Consider the following 16,411-nt stretch of genomic DNA (forward strand, 5'->3'; position numbering starts at 1 on the left):
TCAGGAGCAGAATCCGACATGAGTGCAAAAGAAGTCCGCTTTGGCAACGATGCCCGTACCCGCATGGCCAAGGGTGTGAACACCCTCGCCAACGCCGTGAAGGTCACCCTCGGTCCGAAGGGCCGCAACGTGGTGCTCGACAAGGCCTTTGGCGCCCCGACCGTGACCAAGGACGGCGTGTCCGTGGCCAAGGAAATCGAGCTGGAAGACAAGTTCGAGAACATGGGCGCCCAGCTGGTCAAGGAAGTCTCCTCGCAGACCTCCGACAGCGCCGGTGACGGCACCACCACCGCGACCGTGCTGGCCCAGTCCATCGTGCACGAAGGCATGAAGGCCGTGACCGCCGGCATGAACCCGATGGACCTCAAGCGCGGCATCGAGAAGGCCGTGACCTCCGCCACCGAAGAGCTGAAGAACCTGTCCAAGCCGTGCACCGAGCACAAGGCCGTGGCCCAGGTCGGCTCCATCTCCGCCAACTCGGATACCGCCGTGGGCGAGATCATCGCCGACGCGATGGACAAGGTTGGCAAGGAAGGCGTGATCACGGTCGAGGAAGGCTCCTCGCTGGAGAACGAGCTGGACGTGGTCGAAGGCATGCAGTTCGACCGCGGCTACCTGTCCCCGTACTTCGTCAACAACCAGCAGAGCATGAGCGCCGAGCTGGATGATGCCTACATCCTGCTGGTCGACAAGAAGATCTCCAACATTCGCGAGCTGCTGCCGGTGCTGGAAGGCGTCGCCCAGAACAGCAAGCCGCTGCTGATCATCGCCGAGGACATCGAAGGCGAGGCCCTGGCCACGCTGGTGGTCAACGCCATGCGCGGCATCGTCAAGGTCGCCGCCGTGAAGGCCCCGGGCTTCGGTGATCGCCGCAAGGCCATGCTGCAGGACATCGCCGTGCTGACCGGCGGCCAGGTGATCTCCGAAGAGGTCGGCCTGTCGCTGGAGAAGGCCACGGTGGAAGATCTGGGCCGCGCCAAGAAGGTGCAGGTGTCCAAGGAAAACACCACCATCATCGACGGCATGGGCAACAACGACGACATTCAGGGTCGTGTCGCCCAGATCCGCAAGCAGATCGAGGAAGCCACCTCCGACTACGACAAGGAAAAGCTGCAGGAACGCGTGGCCAAGCTGGCCGGCGGTGTTGCGGTGATCAAGGTCGGCGCGGCCACCGAGGTCGAGATGAAGGAGAAGAAGGCGCGCGTCGAGGACGCCCTGCACGCCACGCGTGCGGCGGTCGAGGAAGGCGTGGTGCCCGGCGGTGGTACCGCCCTGCTGCGGGCCTGCAATGCCATCCGCGACCTCAAGACCGACAACGAGGAGCAGAACGCCGGTATCAACATCGCCCGCCGCGCGATGGAAGAGCCGCTGCGCCAGATCGTCTACAACACCGGTGACGAGCCGTCCGTAGTCCTCAACCAGGTGCTGGAAGGCGAGGGCAACTACGGCTACAACGCCGCAACCGGCGAGTTCGGCGACATGATCGACATGGGCATCCTGGATCCGACCAAGGTGACCCGTTCGGCGCTGCAGAACGCGGCATCGGTCGCGGCCCTGATCATCACCACCGAGGCGATGGTGGCCGATCTGCCGAAGAGCGACGACAACGCCGGCGGTGGCGGCGGTGACGACATGGGCGGCATGGGCGGCATGGGCGGCATGGGAGGCATGGGTGGCATGATGTAATGCCGGCCCGGCTTCACCGGCCAGCCCCCCGGGACCCCGCTTCGGCGGGGTCTTTTTGATGGAGTCGACGTCAAAATGTCTCATGTATGGCACAGCGTTGTGACACCGAGACAGAATCCACGTTTGATTGCGTGCAAAACCGTGAATGGTGTGCCACTATCAAGGCGATGTGGAGGGTCCGGGCCGTGAGCCGTCCTTCCGTCCGGATAGGGCCGGGATCGGTGTGCAGGCGTCGCTTCCTGAATTCCCGCAATCCGTCGTCATCGTTTCTCCAAGGAGGCAAAGAATGAATCAGAAGCTTGTCAAGAACCTGCTGGCCGCCTCGGTGGCCTCGCTCATGTTCGGCGCGGCCGGCCAGGCCGTGGCGGGCAGCCACTCCACCCCCGCCGCCAACGTCACCGACTCCTCCGGTGCCGTGGTCATCGACGGTTCCGGCGAGTGCGTGCGCACCTCGAGCTGGGCGCCCGAGTACGTGCGCCATTCGCAGTGCGCCGGCTACATCGAAGAAACCGCCGAAGCGCCCGAGCCGGATCCGGAACCCGCTCCGGCCCCGAGCCCCGAGCCGGAATTCGAAACCACGACCCTGAGCGCCGAAGTGCTGTTCGAATTCGACAGCGCCGAGCTGCGTTCCGAAGGCCGTGCCGAGCTGCGTGACCTGGTGGCCGACCTGACCGCCGACGGTGCCTCCTACACCTCCGTGCTGGTTGAAGGTCACACCTGCACGATCGGTCCGGCGGACTACAACCAGGGCCTGTCCGAGCGTCGCGCGCAGAGCGTGGCGGACTTCCTCGCTTCCGAGGGCATCCGCGAGAGCGACATCGAGTCCATGGGGCATGGCGAAGACCGTCCCACCGCGGACAACTCCACCCGTGAAGGCCGCGAGGCCAACCGTCGCGTGGAAGTGACCTCCGACGTGGAGCGCCGGGTCGACTGATCGACCCCGCTCCGGATCGGAGTGCCGGACCCCCGGCCGCTTTCGCGGTCGGGGGTTTTTTTGTGTACGCTCCCGGAAAATCGCGATGACCGCCGAGCGCGCGTCGTCCGCTGCCGCGACAGGGAGGGTCATGCCAAGCGCATTCCGCCGGGGTCCGAATTCGCGCCGTACCATCTGCTTCCGGTCGGTCGCGGCTTTCTTTGCGCTCGCCTGGCTGCTGGCCGGGCTGCTGCTGTCGGCCGTCCCCGCGCACGCTGCGGACGAGCCGTGGCGGGTGGCCGTGGCCGAGACGGGCTGGCCCCCGTTCGAGTATCTCGACCATCGGGGCGAGTGGTCCGGGCTGACCTCGGATTACCTGCGCCTGATCGCCCAGCGCCAGGGTCGTGAGCTGGAGACCGTGGTGGTCCCGGACTGGGACGCGGTCCTGGAGGCGGTGGAGACCGGAGACGCGGACGTCGCGGGCTCCTTCGCGCGGGTCGAGGGCCGCGCCGAAGCGCTGAACTACACCGAAAGCTATGTCGACAATCCCGTCGTTCTGGTCACCCGGCGGGACACGGAGGACCTGCGCCGTCTGGAGGACCTCGCGGGCCGCAGCCTCGCGGTCGAACGCGGTCACGCCCTGGATCAGCTGATCCCCGACGCCCATCCGCAGATCGATCTGCAGCGTTTTGCGGACGCCGAGACCGCGCTGCGGGCCGTGGCGACCGGCGAGGTGGAGGCATGGGCCGGCAGCCTGCTGGTGATGGCCTGGGTCGCGGAACGCCATGGCCTCGCCAACCTGCAGGTGCGCGGGCCACTGCCCTTCGCCACCGGTTCGCTGCGTTTCGTGACCGGGCCGGAGGATGCGGCGCTGCGGGATACGCTCGAGCGGGAACTGGAGGCGATGGATGATCCCACCCACGCCGAGCTTCGGCGTCCGTGGATGGCGGACGCAGTGACGGCCTGGGGCACCGGACGGCTGGTCGAGCTGACCGACGAGGAGCGCGCCTGGCTGGGCGAGCACGGCGCAATCCGCTACGCCGCCACCCCGGACTGGCCGCCGTTCGACGACCTCGGCCCCGAGGGCCAGCATCGGGGGATCAGCGCGGAGTTCCTCCGGCACGTGGCGGAACGCACCGGGCTGGTCTTCGAGCATGTACCGGTGGACTCCTGGAGCGAGGCCGTGCGCCTGTTCCGGGACGGCGAGGTCGATCTTCTGACCAGCGTGCAGCGGACCCCGGAACGCGATGAATTCATGGACTTCACCCGTCCCTATCTGGAGATCCCGCTGGCGCTGGTGACCACGGTGGACGGCCCGTCGGTCGGGTCGCTGTCGGATCTGGCGGGTCGGCGGGTCGCGGTCCTGGCCGATTCGGGGATGCTGGCCGATCTGCAGCGTGCGCAGCCGGACGCGGAGATTGTCGAGCGCCCCTCCACCGATGCGGTGCTGCGGGCGGTGGCCGATGGCGACGCCGAGGTCGCGCTGGACAACCTGCTGGTGGTGGCGGGGCCGGTCAGGGCGCGCTACGCCGGATTGCTGGAGGTCGCTTCCACCGTCGATGGCGCGGACGAGCGCCTGCGCCTCGCGGTGCAGCCCGGCGAGGGCCGCCTGCGCGAGATCCTCGACCGGGGCCTGGACAGCGTGACCCCGGCCGAGGCGGCGGCGATCCAGCAGCGCTGGACCACGATCACCATCGAGGAGGACATCGACTGGGGGCGGGCCCTGCGGCTGGCCGCCCTGGTCGCCGGGGTCGCCCTGGTGATCCTTGCCATCGTGCTGTATTTCAATCGCCGCCTGCGCCGGGCCTATGCCGATCTGGAGGCCGCCCAGGCGCAGCTGGTCGAATCGGAGAAGATGGCGGCACTGGGTTCCCTGGTGGCCGGCGTGGCACACGAGATCAACACCCCGCTGGGCGTGGCGATGACCACGGATTCGCAGCTCAAGTCGGATCTGGACACGTTGCAGCGGCGCTACACCGCGGGCGAGATGACCCGTTCCGATCTGGACCGGCTGCTGGAACGCGCGCGTGAAGGCCACGACATCGTGGCCTGGAACCTCGAACGCGCCGCCGGTCTGGTGCGCGACTTCAAGCAGGTGGCGGTGGACCGCCAGCGCGACGAACGGCGCGAATTCGAGCTGCGCGGTTTTGTCGACGAGGTGCTGCACGGGCTGTCGCCGCGCCTGTCACGCGCCGGGATCGAGGTGGCGAACGCGATTCCGGAAGGCGTGATCCTTGATTCCTGGCCGGGGTCCCTGTCGCAGATCCTGACCAACCTGCTGATCAACGTCGAGGAGCATGCCTGTCCCGAGGGCTGCCGGGTATGGCTGCGTGGCCGGGTGCTGGACAACGATTGGGTGGAGATCGAGTGCGCCGACGAGGGACAGGGCATGGACGCCGCGACGCGTTCCCGGGTGTTCGAACCCTTCTTCACGACCCGCCGCTCACAGGGCGGCAGCGGGCTCGGGCTGCACATCGTCTGGAACCAGGTGACCGGGCGCCTGGGCGGCAGCGTGCGAGTGGAGAGCGAGCCGGGTCAGGGCGCCCGCTTCATCCTGCGTCTCCCCCGGCGGGGCGGGCCTGCCACGAACTGAATTCGTCGGCCGGCAGGGCCGGGGCCCACAGAAAGCCCTGCCCCTCGTCGCAACCCATGCTCAGCAGCAGGTCGCGCTGCGCGGGGGTCTCCACCCCTTCGGCGATCACCCGCATGCCCAGATGATGCCCCAGCTCGATGATCGCGCGGGTGATGCTGCGCGCGTCCTCGCTGGTCTCCAGCGGGGTGATGAAGGCGCGGTCGATCTTCAGGCGGTCGGGGCGCACGCGCCGCAGATAGGCCAGGGACGAGTAGCCGGTGCCGAAGTCGTCGATCGCCAGCTCGAGGCCCAGCTCGCGCAGGGCGTCCAGACTGGTCATGCTGGATTCCACGTCTTCCATCAATACGGTCTCGGTGATCTCCATCTCCAGCGGCGCCTCCAGCGGCTCGTGGCGCCCCAGCAGCCGGCGCAGGCGAGCCGGAAACTCCTCGTCCGCCAGCTGCATCGCGGACAGGTTGACGCTCAGCCGGCAAGGGCGGTCGTAGCGGCGGGCCAGCGCACGCTGGTATTCCAGCGCGAGTTCCAGCACCCGTTCCCCGATCGGGCGGATCAGACCGGAGGATTCCGCGATCGGGATGAACTCCGCAGGTGACACCAGTTCGCCCTGGCGACGCCAGCGCAGCAGGACCTCCGCACCCACGGTCTCGCCGGTGGCCAGGTCGATCTGGGGCTGGAACCACGGCATGAGTTCGTCGCGTTCCACCGCGCCCCGCAGGTCCTGGAGCAGGTTCAGGCGACGTGCCAGCCCCTCGTCGATGGAGCGTGAATAGGTCGCGATCTCGCCCGGGTGATCGCGCCGCGCCAGGCCCAGGGCCACGTCGGCGTTGCGCAGCAGGGTCTCGGCGTCAGTGCCGTCCTCGGGGTAGCGCGTGAGTCCGGCACTGATCTCCAGGCGCAGCGGGGTATCGACGATATCGAAGGGGTCGGCGGTGGCCTGGAACAGGCGTTCCGGCGGGGTGTCCGCCGGCAGCAGCAGGACGAAGGTGTCGCCGCTGATGCGACCGGCGGCATGGGCCTCGGGGAAATGCTCGACCAGCCGCTGCCCCAGGGCCACCAGCAGACGATCCCCCGCGGCGCGCCCCAGGACCGAGTTGAACTCGCGAAAGCGCACGATGTTGACCATCGCGATCTGCAGGTTCAGCGATTCCGCCGGTGTCGTGCTGCGCTGGATCATGGCCTCCAGCTGCTGGGCGAACAGTGCGCGGTTGCCCAGTCCGGTCAGGGTATCGAAATAGGCCAGCTGGCGGGTGCGCTCGTACAGTGACAGGTTGTCCAGCGCCACCCCCAGATTCATGCCGAAGACCTGCAGCAGCTGGCGCTCGACCGATTCCAGTGGCCGCCCCACATGCAGCCAGATCACCGCCGGTGCCTCGTGTTCGCCCGAGCCGATATGCACGAACAGATCCCCGTTGCCGTCATCGCCCAGGCCGCGTTCGAGGCTGCGGCGAATTGCCGACACGGGCATGCCCGACCCCTGGCTGTCCAGCGCCTCGCCCGGAGCGGCGTCGATGCCGGCGACCGCCAGCAGTCGTGGGGGATCGGTTCCCTCGATCACCGCGCCGTGCGGCGCGACATCCAGCGCCCGGGCCAGCTGCTGCAGCATGTTTTCGGCAAAGCGGCGCCGTTCGCGGTCGCGCAGCAGCAGTGGCACGGTGTCGACGATGAAGCGCAGGCCTTCTTCGCTCCGATGCACGATCATCAGGTCACGATAGGCGCGCAGGGCCGCCAGCGTGGTGGCGTACAGCCGCTCCGCGCTGAGCTCGGTCTTTACCCGGTAGTCGTTGATGTCGTAATCCGCGATCACCTGGTACCCGGGTGCCAGCCCCGGGTAGCCGGTGCGCAGCACGATGCGCACGTCGCGGTTGCCGATCTCCTCGCGGATGCTGCGCACCAGTTCCAGCCCGGCGTGGTCGTCTTCCATCACCACGTCGAGGAAGACCAGCGCGATGTCGTCCTGCTGCTGGAGCACGCGCCGCCCTTCGGCGGCGGAGTAGGCGTTGAGGAATTCGAGCGGGCGTCCCTGAAAACGGACATCGCCCAGGGCGAACCGGGTCGCGCGGTGTACCTCGGGCTCGTCGTCGATGATCAGTACCCGCCAGGCGCGTTCTTCGGTGGCGGCGGCGGGTGGGTCCTCGTCGCGGAACAGCGGTGGTTCGGTGGAATCCGGCAAGGGGCCCTCCGGCATGTCGGGGCAACTCCCGCAAGTATCGCACGGGATATCCCGGGGCAACAGGTGCGTGGTCCGCAGCCCCGGTCCGGGGCGGGATCAGCGCTCGTGGCGGTAGATCAGGTCGATCGTCTGGCCCGCGCTGCCCGAGGAGGTCTCCACGCTCAGCGAGCGGGTGAGTTCGTAGCGCAGCAGCACCCGCGAGGTGTTGTCGAACAGCCCGACCGTATAGCGCAGCAGCAGTCGCGGCGACAGGTAGAGCCCCAGGGTCAGCGCGCTCTGGTCGAGGCCGGCATCGGTGTCCAGCTCCACCTCGTCCAGGCCCAGCTCGGTGCCGATGCGCTGGGTGATCATCGCCCCCTGTTCCAGGCCCCAGCCGGCGGCTGCGGCGGCCAGCATGTTGCCGTCGGATTCCGATGCCCCGGACAGCGGCCGCCCGGTCAGCAGGTAGGACAGGGCCTCGGTCTCGTCCATCGGCGGTTCGGAGAAGATCCGGCTGCGCAGGGCATCCGGGGTGCCGCCGATCTCCAGGCCCACGGTCACGTTGTATTCGGGCACCCGGCGTACCGCGCGCAGGTCGAGATCGGGCGCCTCCGGCGGTCCCTGGAACAGCAGGATGCCGCGGTCGATCTGCAGGTCCTGGCCGTAGGAGGTGTATTCGCCCTCGGGGATGCGGATCTCGCCGAACATCTGCGTCGGGCGCCCGGTGACCTGTTCCACGTCCACTTCGCCGGCAAAGCGGGCCGTCAGGCCAAAGCCGTCGAAACGTACGTCATCGCCCAGATGCAGGCGCACGCGGATATCCATGGGGAGCGCCGCCGGACGCTCCTCTTCCTCACCGACAATGACCTGATCGCCCGATACCCGCACCGCGCCCGGCGGCAGGTCGGGCGGGCGCAGGCGCGCCCACGGCACGCTGATACCGCCACGGATCGCCAGGCCCTCGTCCGGGCGAAAGCGGATGCGCAGGGCCGGTTCGATCAGGGCCTCCGCATCGGCACGGTTGACCGCGAGGAAGTCTTCCCCGTCGACCCGCAGCAGGACCTGCGGGCCGTCCTCGCCGAGATCGGCACGGCCGTCCAGGTCGATCCGGCCCTCGCCGGACTCCAGGGCCCCGCTGATCGTCATCTCGCGCGCGGACAGCACATCGGCGCGCAGCTCCGGGATCGCCACGTCGATGCCCGCCTCGGGGATCGTGACCCCGCCGTCGTGGAAGCGCAGCCCGCCCTCCACCAGCGGGTCCTGCAGCGGCCCGTCCAGTCCCAGCGCCAGCTCGAACGCGCCGCGCAGGTTCTCGATCTCCGGGCTGGTGGCCGCGAGCCAGGCAAGATCCTCCAGCCGCGCTTCCAGGTCGCCCTGAATGCCCGTCACCCCGTCTTCCTCGCGCAGGGCGATATCGGCCCGGGCCATGCCGTTGTCGAGGAAGTCCATGCGCAGCTCGGCATCCACGTCGCGGTCGCGCACGCGGGCCGTCAGCCGGGTGTCCCGCCACGGGACCTCCTGCAGCAGGTCGTCGCCGTCGCGCACCTGCAGCACGCCATCGCTCGGGGTGACCGCGAGATCCGCATCCATCCGGCCGTCGGCATCCAGACGCCCGTCGGCCTGCGCATCCACGGTGCCCTGCAGCGCCAGTTCCGGGGGCAGCAGCGGTTCCAGCCAGGCCAGGTCGATGGCTCCCAGGCGGGCGGCGAAGCTCGCCTCCCCGGAGGGGTCCAGGCGGCCTTCGGCGCAGATCTCGCCGCCGTCGCGTTGCAGGCACAGCCGTTCCAGGCGCGCCGACTCGGGACCGCCTTCCACCGCCACCGGCTCCGCCAGGGACCAGCGGCCGGCGAGCGGCTGGTCGAGTGCGAGCTGCTGGATGCGACCCCTCCAGTGCAGCGCTTCGGTGTCCAGGCCGCCATCCACGGCCAGCTCCAGCTGGCCGAATTCGGCGGACTCCAGATCCAGCCGCGCCCGATGTTCGTCGGCGGTGCCATCGGCGCTCAGCTCCAGGCGTTCGATCAGAGTCTGCCCCGCGCTCGCGCCCCCGTGCAGGCTCAGGTCGATCTCGGCCGGGGCGGTCTCCGCGAGCCCGGTGTCCGCCTCCAGTTCCAGCCGTTCCAGGGCGAAGTCCTCGTAACGCAGTTGCGCGCCGTGGCCGCGGGCGGTGATCCGCGGGGCCTCGCGTTCGCCATGCATGCGGGCATCCAGCTCCAGTTCGCCTCCCAGTCCCGGCATCAGGGCGTCCAGCCCGGGTGCCTGCAGCGCGAGGTCCAGGTCCAGGGTGTCGGCCACGCGCCCCGCGATCCGGGCCCGGTTGTCCCCCAGCCCGAGTACGAGCTCGCGGATGTCGAGGATCTCGTCTTCCAGGCGCAGTTCGCCGCTTCCGGAGACCGGCTGATCGCGCAGATGGCCGTCGAGCCGGCGGATGCGGGCCTCCACGGTCGGTCCGTCTTCCGGGTCCAGCCGGCCCGCGGTGTGCAGGTCCAGTGCGAGGCGCCCGGGGAAATCGGGGGCGGCCAGGCCGGGATCGAGCTCGCGCGCGCGCAGGTCGAGGTCCCAGTCCAGGCCGGCGCCGTAGCCGACCTCGCCGCTCAGGCCCAGGTGCGCTCCGGGGTCGCTGCGCAGGTTGAGTTCGCGGATGAGGGCGCGCCGGGCGTCCAGCTCCACGCGGCCGTCGCCACGCACCCCGACCCCCTGGGCGCTCGCCTCCAGCGCGGTCAGCGCCAGGCCGGCTTCGAAATCGGCTTCGGCCGGTGCCAGGGCGCCGGTCAGGGCAAGCCGCAGGCGGTCCAGCCGGGCATCGGCATCGGGCCGGAACTGCGCCGCATCCACTCCCTCGAGGTCGAGGTCCAGGGCGAACGGCCAGCGGGTCTCGGGATCATCGGCCGCCGCCTGCAGCCCGTCCAGGTGCCCCTGCAGGCTCAGGCGGGCATCGCCCAGGCGGAACTGGCCCTGTTCGAAACGGGCCCGGCCTTCGGCCAGCTGCAGGTCGAGTTCGCCGGTCAGCGGCTGGTCTTCGAAATGGCCCTCCAGTTCGGTGAGGGTCACCGCGGCCTCCAGCGCGGCCAGCGGGTTCTCCGCCCCCGGTGGCAGGCGTCCCCGGCTGGTCGCGCTCAGGCGCCGGATTCCGGCATCCAGCTCCGGCATGTCGTCCAGTGCCGTTTCCAGCGCCGCGAGATCGAGATCGTCCAGATCCAGTCCGAGGTCCCAGGTAAGCTCGTCGGCGAAGCCCGCCTCGCCGCTGATGGCGAGATTCCCCGCCGCGGAGCGCAGATTCAGGGTCTCCACGCGCGCGGAGGCCAGGTCGCCGTGGGCCGCGAGCTGGAGGGCCAGCGCGGGCCACGGGTCCAGCCGTGCACCGGTGGCCAGCGCCAGATCCCAGTCGTCCGGGGTCGCGTCCGCCTGCAGTCGTCCGGCGTCCAGCGTCAGCCGGGTGTCGGGTTGCAGCGCCAGCGCGAACGCCTCCCAGGCGTGTTCCAGCTCCAGCGCGGGCGCGTCGAACGGGTCGTGCAGGGTGGCGCGGGTCTCCATCGCCGGGCCGGCCTCCACCCGGTGGTTCAGGCGCAGGCTGCGCAGCAGATCACCTTCCAGCTCGAGCACCCCGGCGACGTCCTCGCGTTCCAGCCATTCGCCGGCCGCCTCGGGCAGCCCCAGCCGCCAGCGTCCGCCGGCCTCCAGCGGGAAGTCGCCGTCGGCCTGCAGCCGGGCGTGCAGGTTCAGCCGCAGCGCCGGGTCCGGCAGGGCCACGTCCAGATGGTGCAGGTGCAGTTGCGTATCGCGGGCGCTGGCACGGGCCTCCAGGTGCGTGAGGGCGAACAGATCGTCGCCGGTCCGGGTCACGCGCAGATCGGCCAGCCACAGGCGGTCGAGATGGAGGCCCAGCAGCGGGATGGCGATCCGCTCGGGCAGTTCGAAGGCCGGCGGATCTTCCACCTCCTCGGGCTCGGGCACCTCTTCCGGGGCCTTCGGCAGATCCACCCGCAGGCCGCGCGCGCCCAGCTCGGCCACGCGCACATCCAGGGCCAGCAGCCCGGCGATGTCCAGGGCCACGCGGGCCTCGTCCACCGCGATGTTCGGGCCCTCGGGCAGCTCCAGGGTCAGTCCGCGCACGGACAGGCCGCGGAACAGCTTGCCTTCCACCTCCGCGATGGCGAGATCCACCGGGGCGTGGCGTTCGCCCTGTTCGGCCAGCCAGCGGGTGCCGGATTCGGTGGCCAGCAGGGTGACCAGGGCGGCCACCAGCCCCGCAAGCAGGACCAGCAGCACCCCCAGCCCGCGGCCCCCGATGCGCAGCCAGCGCTTCACAGATCCGGCCCCATGGAGAAGTGGATGCGGAAATCATCGTCGGAGTCCGGTCCGTGGGCGATATCCAGACGGATCGGACCGACCGGTGAGCGCCAGCGTACGCCGACACCCGCGCCGTAGACCGTGTCGAAGTCGGAGAAGTCGTCGAAGGCGTTGCCGGCGTCCACGAAGATCGCCGCGCTCCAGTCACCCACCACCGGGATCTCGTATTCGGCACTGCCCACCAGGCGGTGTCGTCCGCCGATGATGTCGCCGTCCTCGTTCTTCGGCCCCAGTTTCTGGTAGCCATAACCGCGGATGGAACCGTCGCCGCCGGCGTAGAAGCGCAGGGAACTGGGCAGTTCCCGCACCGAATCGACCTCGGTGAAGCCGACATCGGCGCGCAGCAGCGCGCGTCCCGGTCCCAGACCGCGGATGTAGCGGGCGTTGCCGCGCACCTGGGCGAAGCTGGTGGTGGACAGGAGTTCCTCCGCGGCCCCCTGGACCGTGCCCTCCAGGCGGTAGCCCCGGCGCGGGGTCATCGGGTCGTCGGCCTCGGTCCGGCTGACGCGGTAGGAGGGGATCAGCAGTCGGGAGGTGTCGGTCTGATCGCTGACGGTGTAATCCTCGTATTCGTAGCGCACCATCTCGGTGGTCTGCCAGCCGGACTCGCGCTGCAGTACACGGCTGGTGCCCAGCTGGAAGCGGTCGAACTGCTGGGTGCTGGTGTCCTCGGTGCGCCAGGAGGTGAACAGGTTCAGGCGTTCGCGCAGCGGGTCGCGCAGCGGGATCTCGTAGTTGAAGGCCACGCCGGAACGCACGGGCGAGGCCTCCACCTCGCCGGTATAGCGGTGACCGCGGCGGTTGGCGTAGCGGTTTTCCATGCCGAAGCGCGTGCGCGGGCCGATGTCGGTGGAGTAGCCGATGCCGGCCTCGAAGGCCAGGCGGTTGCGCGGCTCCAGTTCAACCATCACCGGTACCCGGCGCTCCTCGGCCTCGTCACGCAGCGGGCGCACGCGCACCGATTCGAAATAGCCGCTGTTGTTGAGATTGCGCTGCAGTTCGATGATCCGCGCGGAGGCATAGGGTTCGCCGGGCTCGAATGGCAGCAGACGCTGCATGAAACGCCCGCGCAGGATGTCCTGCTCGATGCGGATCTCGCCCAGCTGGTAGCGCGGGCCGGTATCCATGTGCAGGCGGATGGAAGCGGTGCGCTCTTCGGTGTCCACCTCCAGGCGGCGCATGGTGAGCTCGGCATCGAAATAACCGCGTTCGGCGGCCACCCGGGTGAAGCGCGAACGCAGGGCCTCGTAGCGGTCATGGCGCAGTACGTCACCGATGGCGATCCGTGTCTGCATCAGGATGGCCTCGAACGCAGGGTCCGTGCGGCCCTCTCCCTCTACCCGCAGGTCCAGCGATTTCACGGTGGTGGGCGGGCCGGGGTCGAACGTCAGGTTCAGGGTCCAGCAGGGCCCGGCATCGCGGTCCAGCGACAGTTCCAGCTCCGGATGGTAGTGGCCGATGGCGCGCAGGGCGTCGCGGGAGCGGCTTTCGGCGTCGCGCAATACCCGGCTCTCGCGGAATTCGGGCAGGTCGCAGCGCTGGCGCGCAAGGTTGAGGGTCGCCTCGATGTTGTCGCGCTGTTCGGCGGTGCCGCCCTCCAGTGCCAGGCGTGGACGTTCGTCCCCCGCTGCCGGCGCGGCCAGCAGGAGCTGCAGCGCGAGCAGGGCCGCGAGGCAGGGACGGCACAACCGGGCGGGAACGGGGATGGAAGTCATCGATGGCGGGTCACGCGATCACGGGGGAAGGGCCGAATGGGTGTCGACAGGCCTGACGGGTCTCTCTTCCGAGTCCCGACGCGGGCTGCGGGTTCCGCGCTCGCTCGTTTCCTGCGAGGGTCAGCCGCTCGGGCAGTCGACGCCACTTTCCCGCGAGAATACCACCAGATGGGAGAAATCCAGGCGCAGGCGGACATGCTCCCCGATCACGAAGTTGTCGTGCGACGGTGCCATGCACTGCACGCTGAGGCCATCGGGCAGGCGCAGGGTGTAGAGGAAATCCGCGCCGCGGAAGGCCTTGTCCAGCACCTCGGTGCGGACCTCCCCGTGCTCGTTGTCGATGGCGATGTCGTCCGGACGCACCAGCACGTCCACCGCGGTCCCCGGGGCCAGTGCCTCGGACAGCGGGCCCTGCAGGTGGCCCAGGGCGGTGTCGACCTGGTTGCCGGGCTCCACCATGCCGGGGATCAGGGTGCCCTCGCCGATGAAATCCGCGACGAAGCGGTTGGCCGGGCGGTGGTAGAGGTTGTAGGCGCTGTCGAGCTGGGCGATGCGGCCTTCGTGGATCACCGCAATACGGTCGGCGAAGGCGAATGCTTCGTTCTGATCGTGGGTCACGAGGACCGCGGTGGTGTTCTCCGCGCGCAGGATTTCGCGCACCTCGCGCGCCAGTTCGCCGCGCAGCTCGACATCCATGCTGGAAAAGGGTTCGTCCAGAAGCAGCAGGCCCGGGCGTGGTGCCAGGGCACGGGCCAGGGCGACGCGCTGTTGCTGCCCGCCCGACAGGGCGTGCGGGTAACCCGGTTCATAGCCGATCAGGCCGACCAGCCGCAGCAGCTGCCGGACCCGCTCGTCCTGGGCTTCCCGGCTCCAGTGGCGGATGCCGAAGCGCAGGTTGTCGCCCACCGACAGGTGCGGGAACAGGGCAAAATCCTGGAACACCATGCCCACACCGCGTTTTTCCGGGGGCAGGGTGAACCCCGGGTGACTCATGGCCTGACCGTTCAGGCGGACCTCGCCGCGCATCACCGGCTCGAAGCCGGCGATCGCACGCAGCAGGGTGGTCTTGCCGCAGCCGGAGGGGCCCAGCAGGCAGCCGATCTGGCCCTCCGGGAGCTGCAGCGAGGCGTCGTGGACGACCGGCTGCCCGTCGTAGCCGATGTCGACGTGGTCGAGATCCAGAAGCGGCGTATGGGGTACCTGCATCAGCGTTCCTGTGGGTCGTCGGCGCGCGGGTTCGCGGCCGTGCCCGCGGGCATCGCCAGCGGCCGCGAACGCGGGCGGCGGTCGGGGTCGTCGGTGGTGGCCTGCGCGGTTTCGGCGCCCTGGCCGGGGCGCGAGCGCCCGATGGTCATCGACAGGAGGATAACCGGAACCAGCCCCACCAGCACGATGGCGAGGGCGGCGCTGGACGACTCCCGCAGGCGTTCGTCCCCGGCCAGCTCGAAGGCGCGCACCGCCAGGGTGTTGAAATCGAACGGCCGCAGGATCAGCGTGGCCGGCAGTTCCTTGAGGACGTCGACGAACACCAGTAGGAGTGCCGTCAGCAGGGTGCCGCGCATGATCGGCATGTGCACCCGCCACAGGGTCTTGAGCGGATGCAGGCCGAGCGAGCGCGCGGCGTCGTCCATGCTCGGCTGGATCTTGCCCAGTCCGGCCTCGACGGTCTGCAGCGACACCGCGAGGAAGCGCACGGCGTAGGCAAACAGCAGCGCGAACACCGTGCCCGACAGCAGCAGTCCGGTGCTGACGCCGAAGGTCTCGCGCATGAAGCTGTCCAGCGCGTTGTCGAAGGCCGCGAACGGGATCATGATGCCGATGGCGATCACCGTGCCCGGTACCGCGTAGCCCATGCCGGCGATGCGCACCGCCACGCGGGTGATCCGTCCTCCCTCCATGCGCTGGGCGTAGGCCAGCACCAGAGCCAGGGCGACGGCGATGATCGCGGCGGCAGTCGCCAGCCAGAAGGTATTGAACACCAGACCGTAGAACCGCGGATTCATCCACTGATCGGTGGTCTGTACCGCCCACAGGGCCAGCTGCGCCGTCGGGATCAGGAAGCCGAACAGGATGGGCAGCAGGCAGGCCAGAAACGCCCCGGTCGCCTTCCAGCCGCGCAGGCGATAGCGCGGCAGCGTGGAATAACGCCGGCTGGTGTGATGGAAGCGGGCCTTCGCGCGCGACCAGCGCTCCAGCAGGATCAGTATGAAGACAAAGCTCAGCAGCACGGCCGCCAGCTGGGCGGCCGCCGCCGGGTCGCCGAGGCCGTACCAGGTGCGGAAGATGCCGGTGGTAAAGGTGCTGACACCGAAATAGGCCACGGTGCCGTAGTCGGCCAGTACCTCCATCAGTGCCAGGGTCAGCCCGGCGATGATCGCCGGACGGGCCAGGGGCAGTGCGACCCGGCGAAAGCCCTCCCAGGGGCCGGCGCCCAGCGTGCGCGAGACCTCCAGCACGCAGACCGACTGTTCCAGGAAGGCCGCCCGGCTGAGCAGGTAGACGTAGGGGTAGAGCACCAGCAGCAGCATGACCATGGCGCCGCCCAGCGAGCGGATCTCGGGGAACCAGTACTCACCGTAGCCCAGCCCCGTGAGCTCGCGGATCAGCCCCTGCACCGGCCCGGAAAAGTCGAGCATGCCGGTGTAGGTGTAGGCGATGATGTAGGCGGGCATCGCCAGCGGCAGCATCAGCGCCCACTGGAAGACCGAGCGGCCCGGAAACTCGCACATGCTGATCAGCCAGGCTACCGGCACGCCGATCAGCAGTACGCCGATCCCGACCCCGACCAGCAGCACCAGGGAGTTGGTGACGTAGTCGGCCAGCACCGTCTGGCGCAGGTGTTCCCAGACTTCCCCGGCGGGGATGAACACGTGTCCGAAAATCACCAGCACCGGCAGGGCGAGGACCAGCGCGGTGATTACCGCCACCAGCGACCACGGGCTGAGCGGCAGCCGCGGGCGGCGAAAGGCGGGCATGCGGGCCCCGGTGCTGGTGGTGGCTTGGGTCAT

Annotated in this window: 8 protein-coding genes; 3 read left to right on the plus strand and 5 right to left on the minus strand. The window is 69.4% G+C overall.

The features are described 5' to 3' along the window. The first annotated feature begins 18 nt into the window (after positions 1-18). The 3 genes from groL (at position 19) to F620_RS0103835 (ending at position 5,192) form a co-directional block, all read left to right on the plus strand. Positions 19-1,686: a chaperonin GroEL gene (groL, locus tag F620_RS0103825; RefSeq protein WP_019569510.1), complete on the plus strand. Its 1,668-nt coding sequence runs from the start codon at positions 19-21 to the stop codon at positions 1,684-1,686. Between the two features lie 286 nt (positions 1,687-1,972). Then, positions 1,973-2,620, plus strand: coding sequence for an OmpA family protein (locus tag F620_RS0103830; RefSeq protein ID WP_019569511.1), 648 nt, complete (start codon positions 1,973-1,975; stop codon positions 2,618-2,620). 130 nt (positions 2,621-2,750) lie between these two features. After that, positions 2,751-5,192, plus strand: a complete 2,442-nt coding sequence (locus tag F620_RS0103835) for a transporter substrate-binding domain-containing protein (protein ID WP_019569512.1) — start codon at positions 2,751-2,753, stop codon at positions 5,190-5,192. Here the strand turns inward: F620_RS0103835 and F620_RS0103840 are convergent. From F620_RS0103840 to F620_RS0103860, 5 genes are all read right to left on the minus strand, one after another. After that, positions 5,149-7,362 (minus strand): bifunctional diguanylate cyclase/phosphodiesterase, encoded by a 2,214-nt coding sequence (locus F620_RS0103840; RefSeq protein ID WP_026331300.1) that lies wholly within the window; start codon positions 7,360-7,362, stop codon positions 5,149-5,151. The genes F620_RS0103835 and F620_RS0103840 overlap by 44 nt on opposite strands. 96 nt (positions 7,363-7,458) lie before the next feature. Next, positions 7,459-11,646 carry a translocation/assembly module TamB domain-containing protein gene (locus tag F620_RS0103845; RefSeq protein ID WP_019569514.1) on the minus strand — a complete coding sequence of 1,396 codons (4,188 nt, stop codon included), beginning with the start codon at positions 11,644-11,646 and terminating at the stop codon, positions 7,459-7,461. Next, positions 11,643-13,403, minus strand: a complete 1,761-nt coding sequence (locus F620_RS0103850; RefSeq protein ID WP_369773813.1) for an autotransporter assembly complex family protein — start codon at positions 13,401-13,403, stop codon at positions 11,643-11,645. The genes F620_RS0103845 and F620_RS0103850 overlap by 4 nt, the downstream gene beginning before the upstream one ends. Positions 13,404-13,523: 120 nt before the next feature. Further along, positions 13,524-14,609: an ABC transporter ATP-binding protein gene (locus tag F620_RS0103855; protein WP_019569516.1), complete on the minus strand. Its 1,086-nt coding sequence runs from the start codon at positions 14,607-14,609 to the stop codon at positions 13,524-13,526. Next, positions 14,609-16,411 carry an iron ABC transporter permease gene (locus F620_RS0103860; protein ID WP_019569517.1) on the minus strand — a complete coding sequence of 601 codons (1,803 nt, stop codon included), beginning with the start codon at positions 16,409-16,411 and terminating at the stop codon, positions 14,609-14,611. The genes F620_RS0103855 and F620_RS0103860 overlap by 1 nt, the downstream gene beginning before the upstream one ends.

It is taken from the genome of Thioalkalivibrio sp. ALE11, from assembly GCF_000381205.1.
GTDB lineage: Bacteria > Pseudomonadota > Gammaproteobacteria > Ectothiorhodospirales > Ectothiorhodospiraceae > Thioalkalivibrio.

Excerpts from the sequence above, each read along its gene's own strand:
- F620_RS0103860 (WP_019569517.1), bottom strand. The coding sequence starts at position 16,411 with ATGACCCAAGCCACCACCAGCACCGGGGCCCGCATGCCCGCCTTTCGC.
- F620_RS0103850 (WP_369773813.1), bottom strand. The coding sequence starts at position 13,403 with ATGACTTCCATCCCCGTTCCCGCCCGGTTGTGCCGTCCCTGCCTCGCG.
- F620_RS0103855 (WP_019569516.1), bottom strand. The coding sequence starts at position 14,609 with ATGCAGGTACCCCATACGCCGCTTCTGGATCTCGACCACGTCGACATC.
- groL (WP_019569510.1), top strand. The coding sequence starts at position 19 with ATGAGTGCAAAAGAAGTCCGCTTTGGCAACGATGCCCGTACCCGCATG.
- F620_RS0103835 (WP_019569512.1), top strand. The coding sequence starts at position 2,751 with ATGCCAAGCGCATTCCGCCGGGGTCCGAATTCGCGCCGTACCATCTGC.
- F620_RS0103830 (WP_019569511.1), top strand. The coding sequence starts at position 1,973 with ATGAATCAGAAGCTTGTCAAGAACCTGCTGGCCGCCTCGGTGGCCTCG.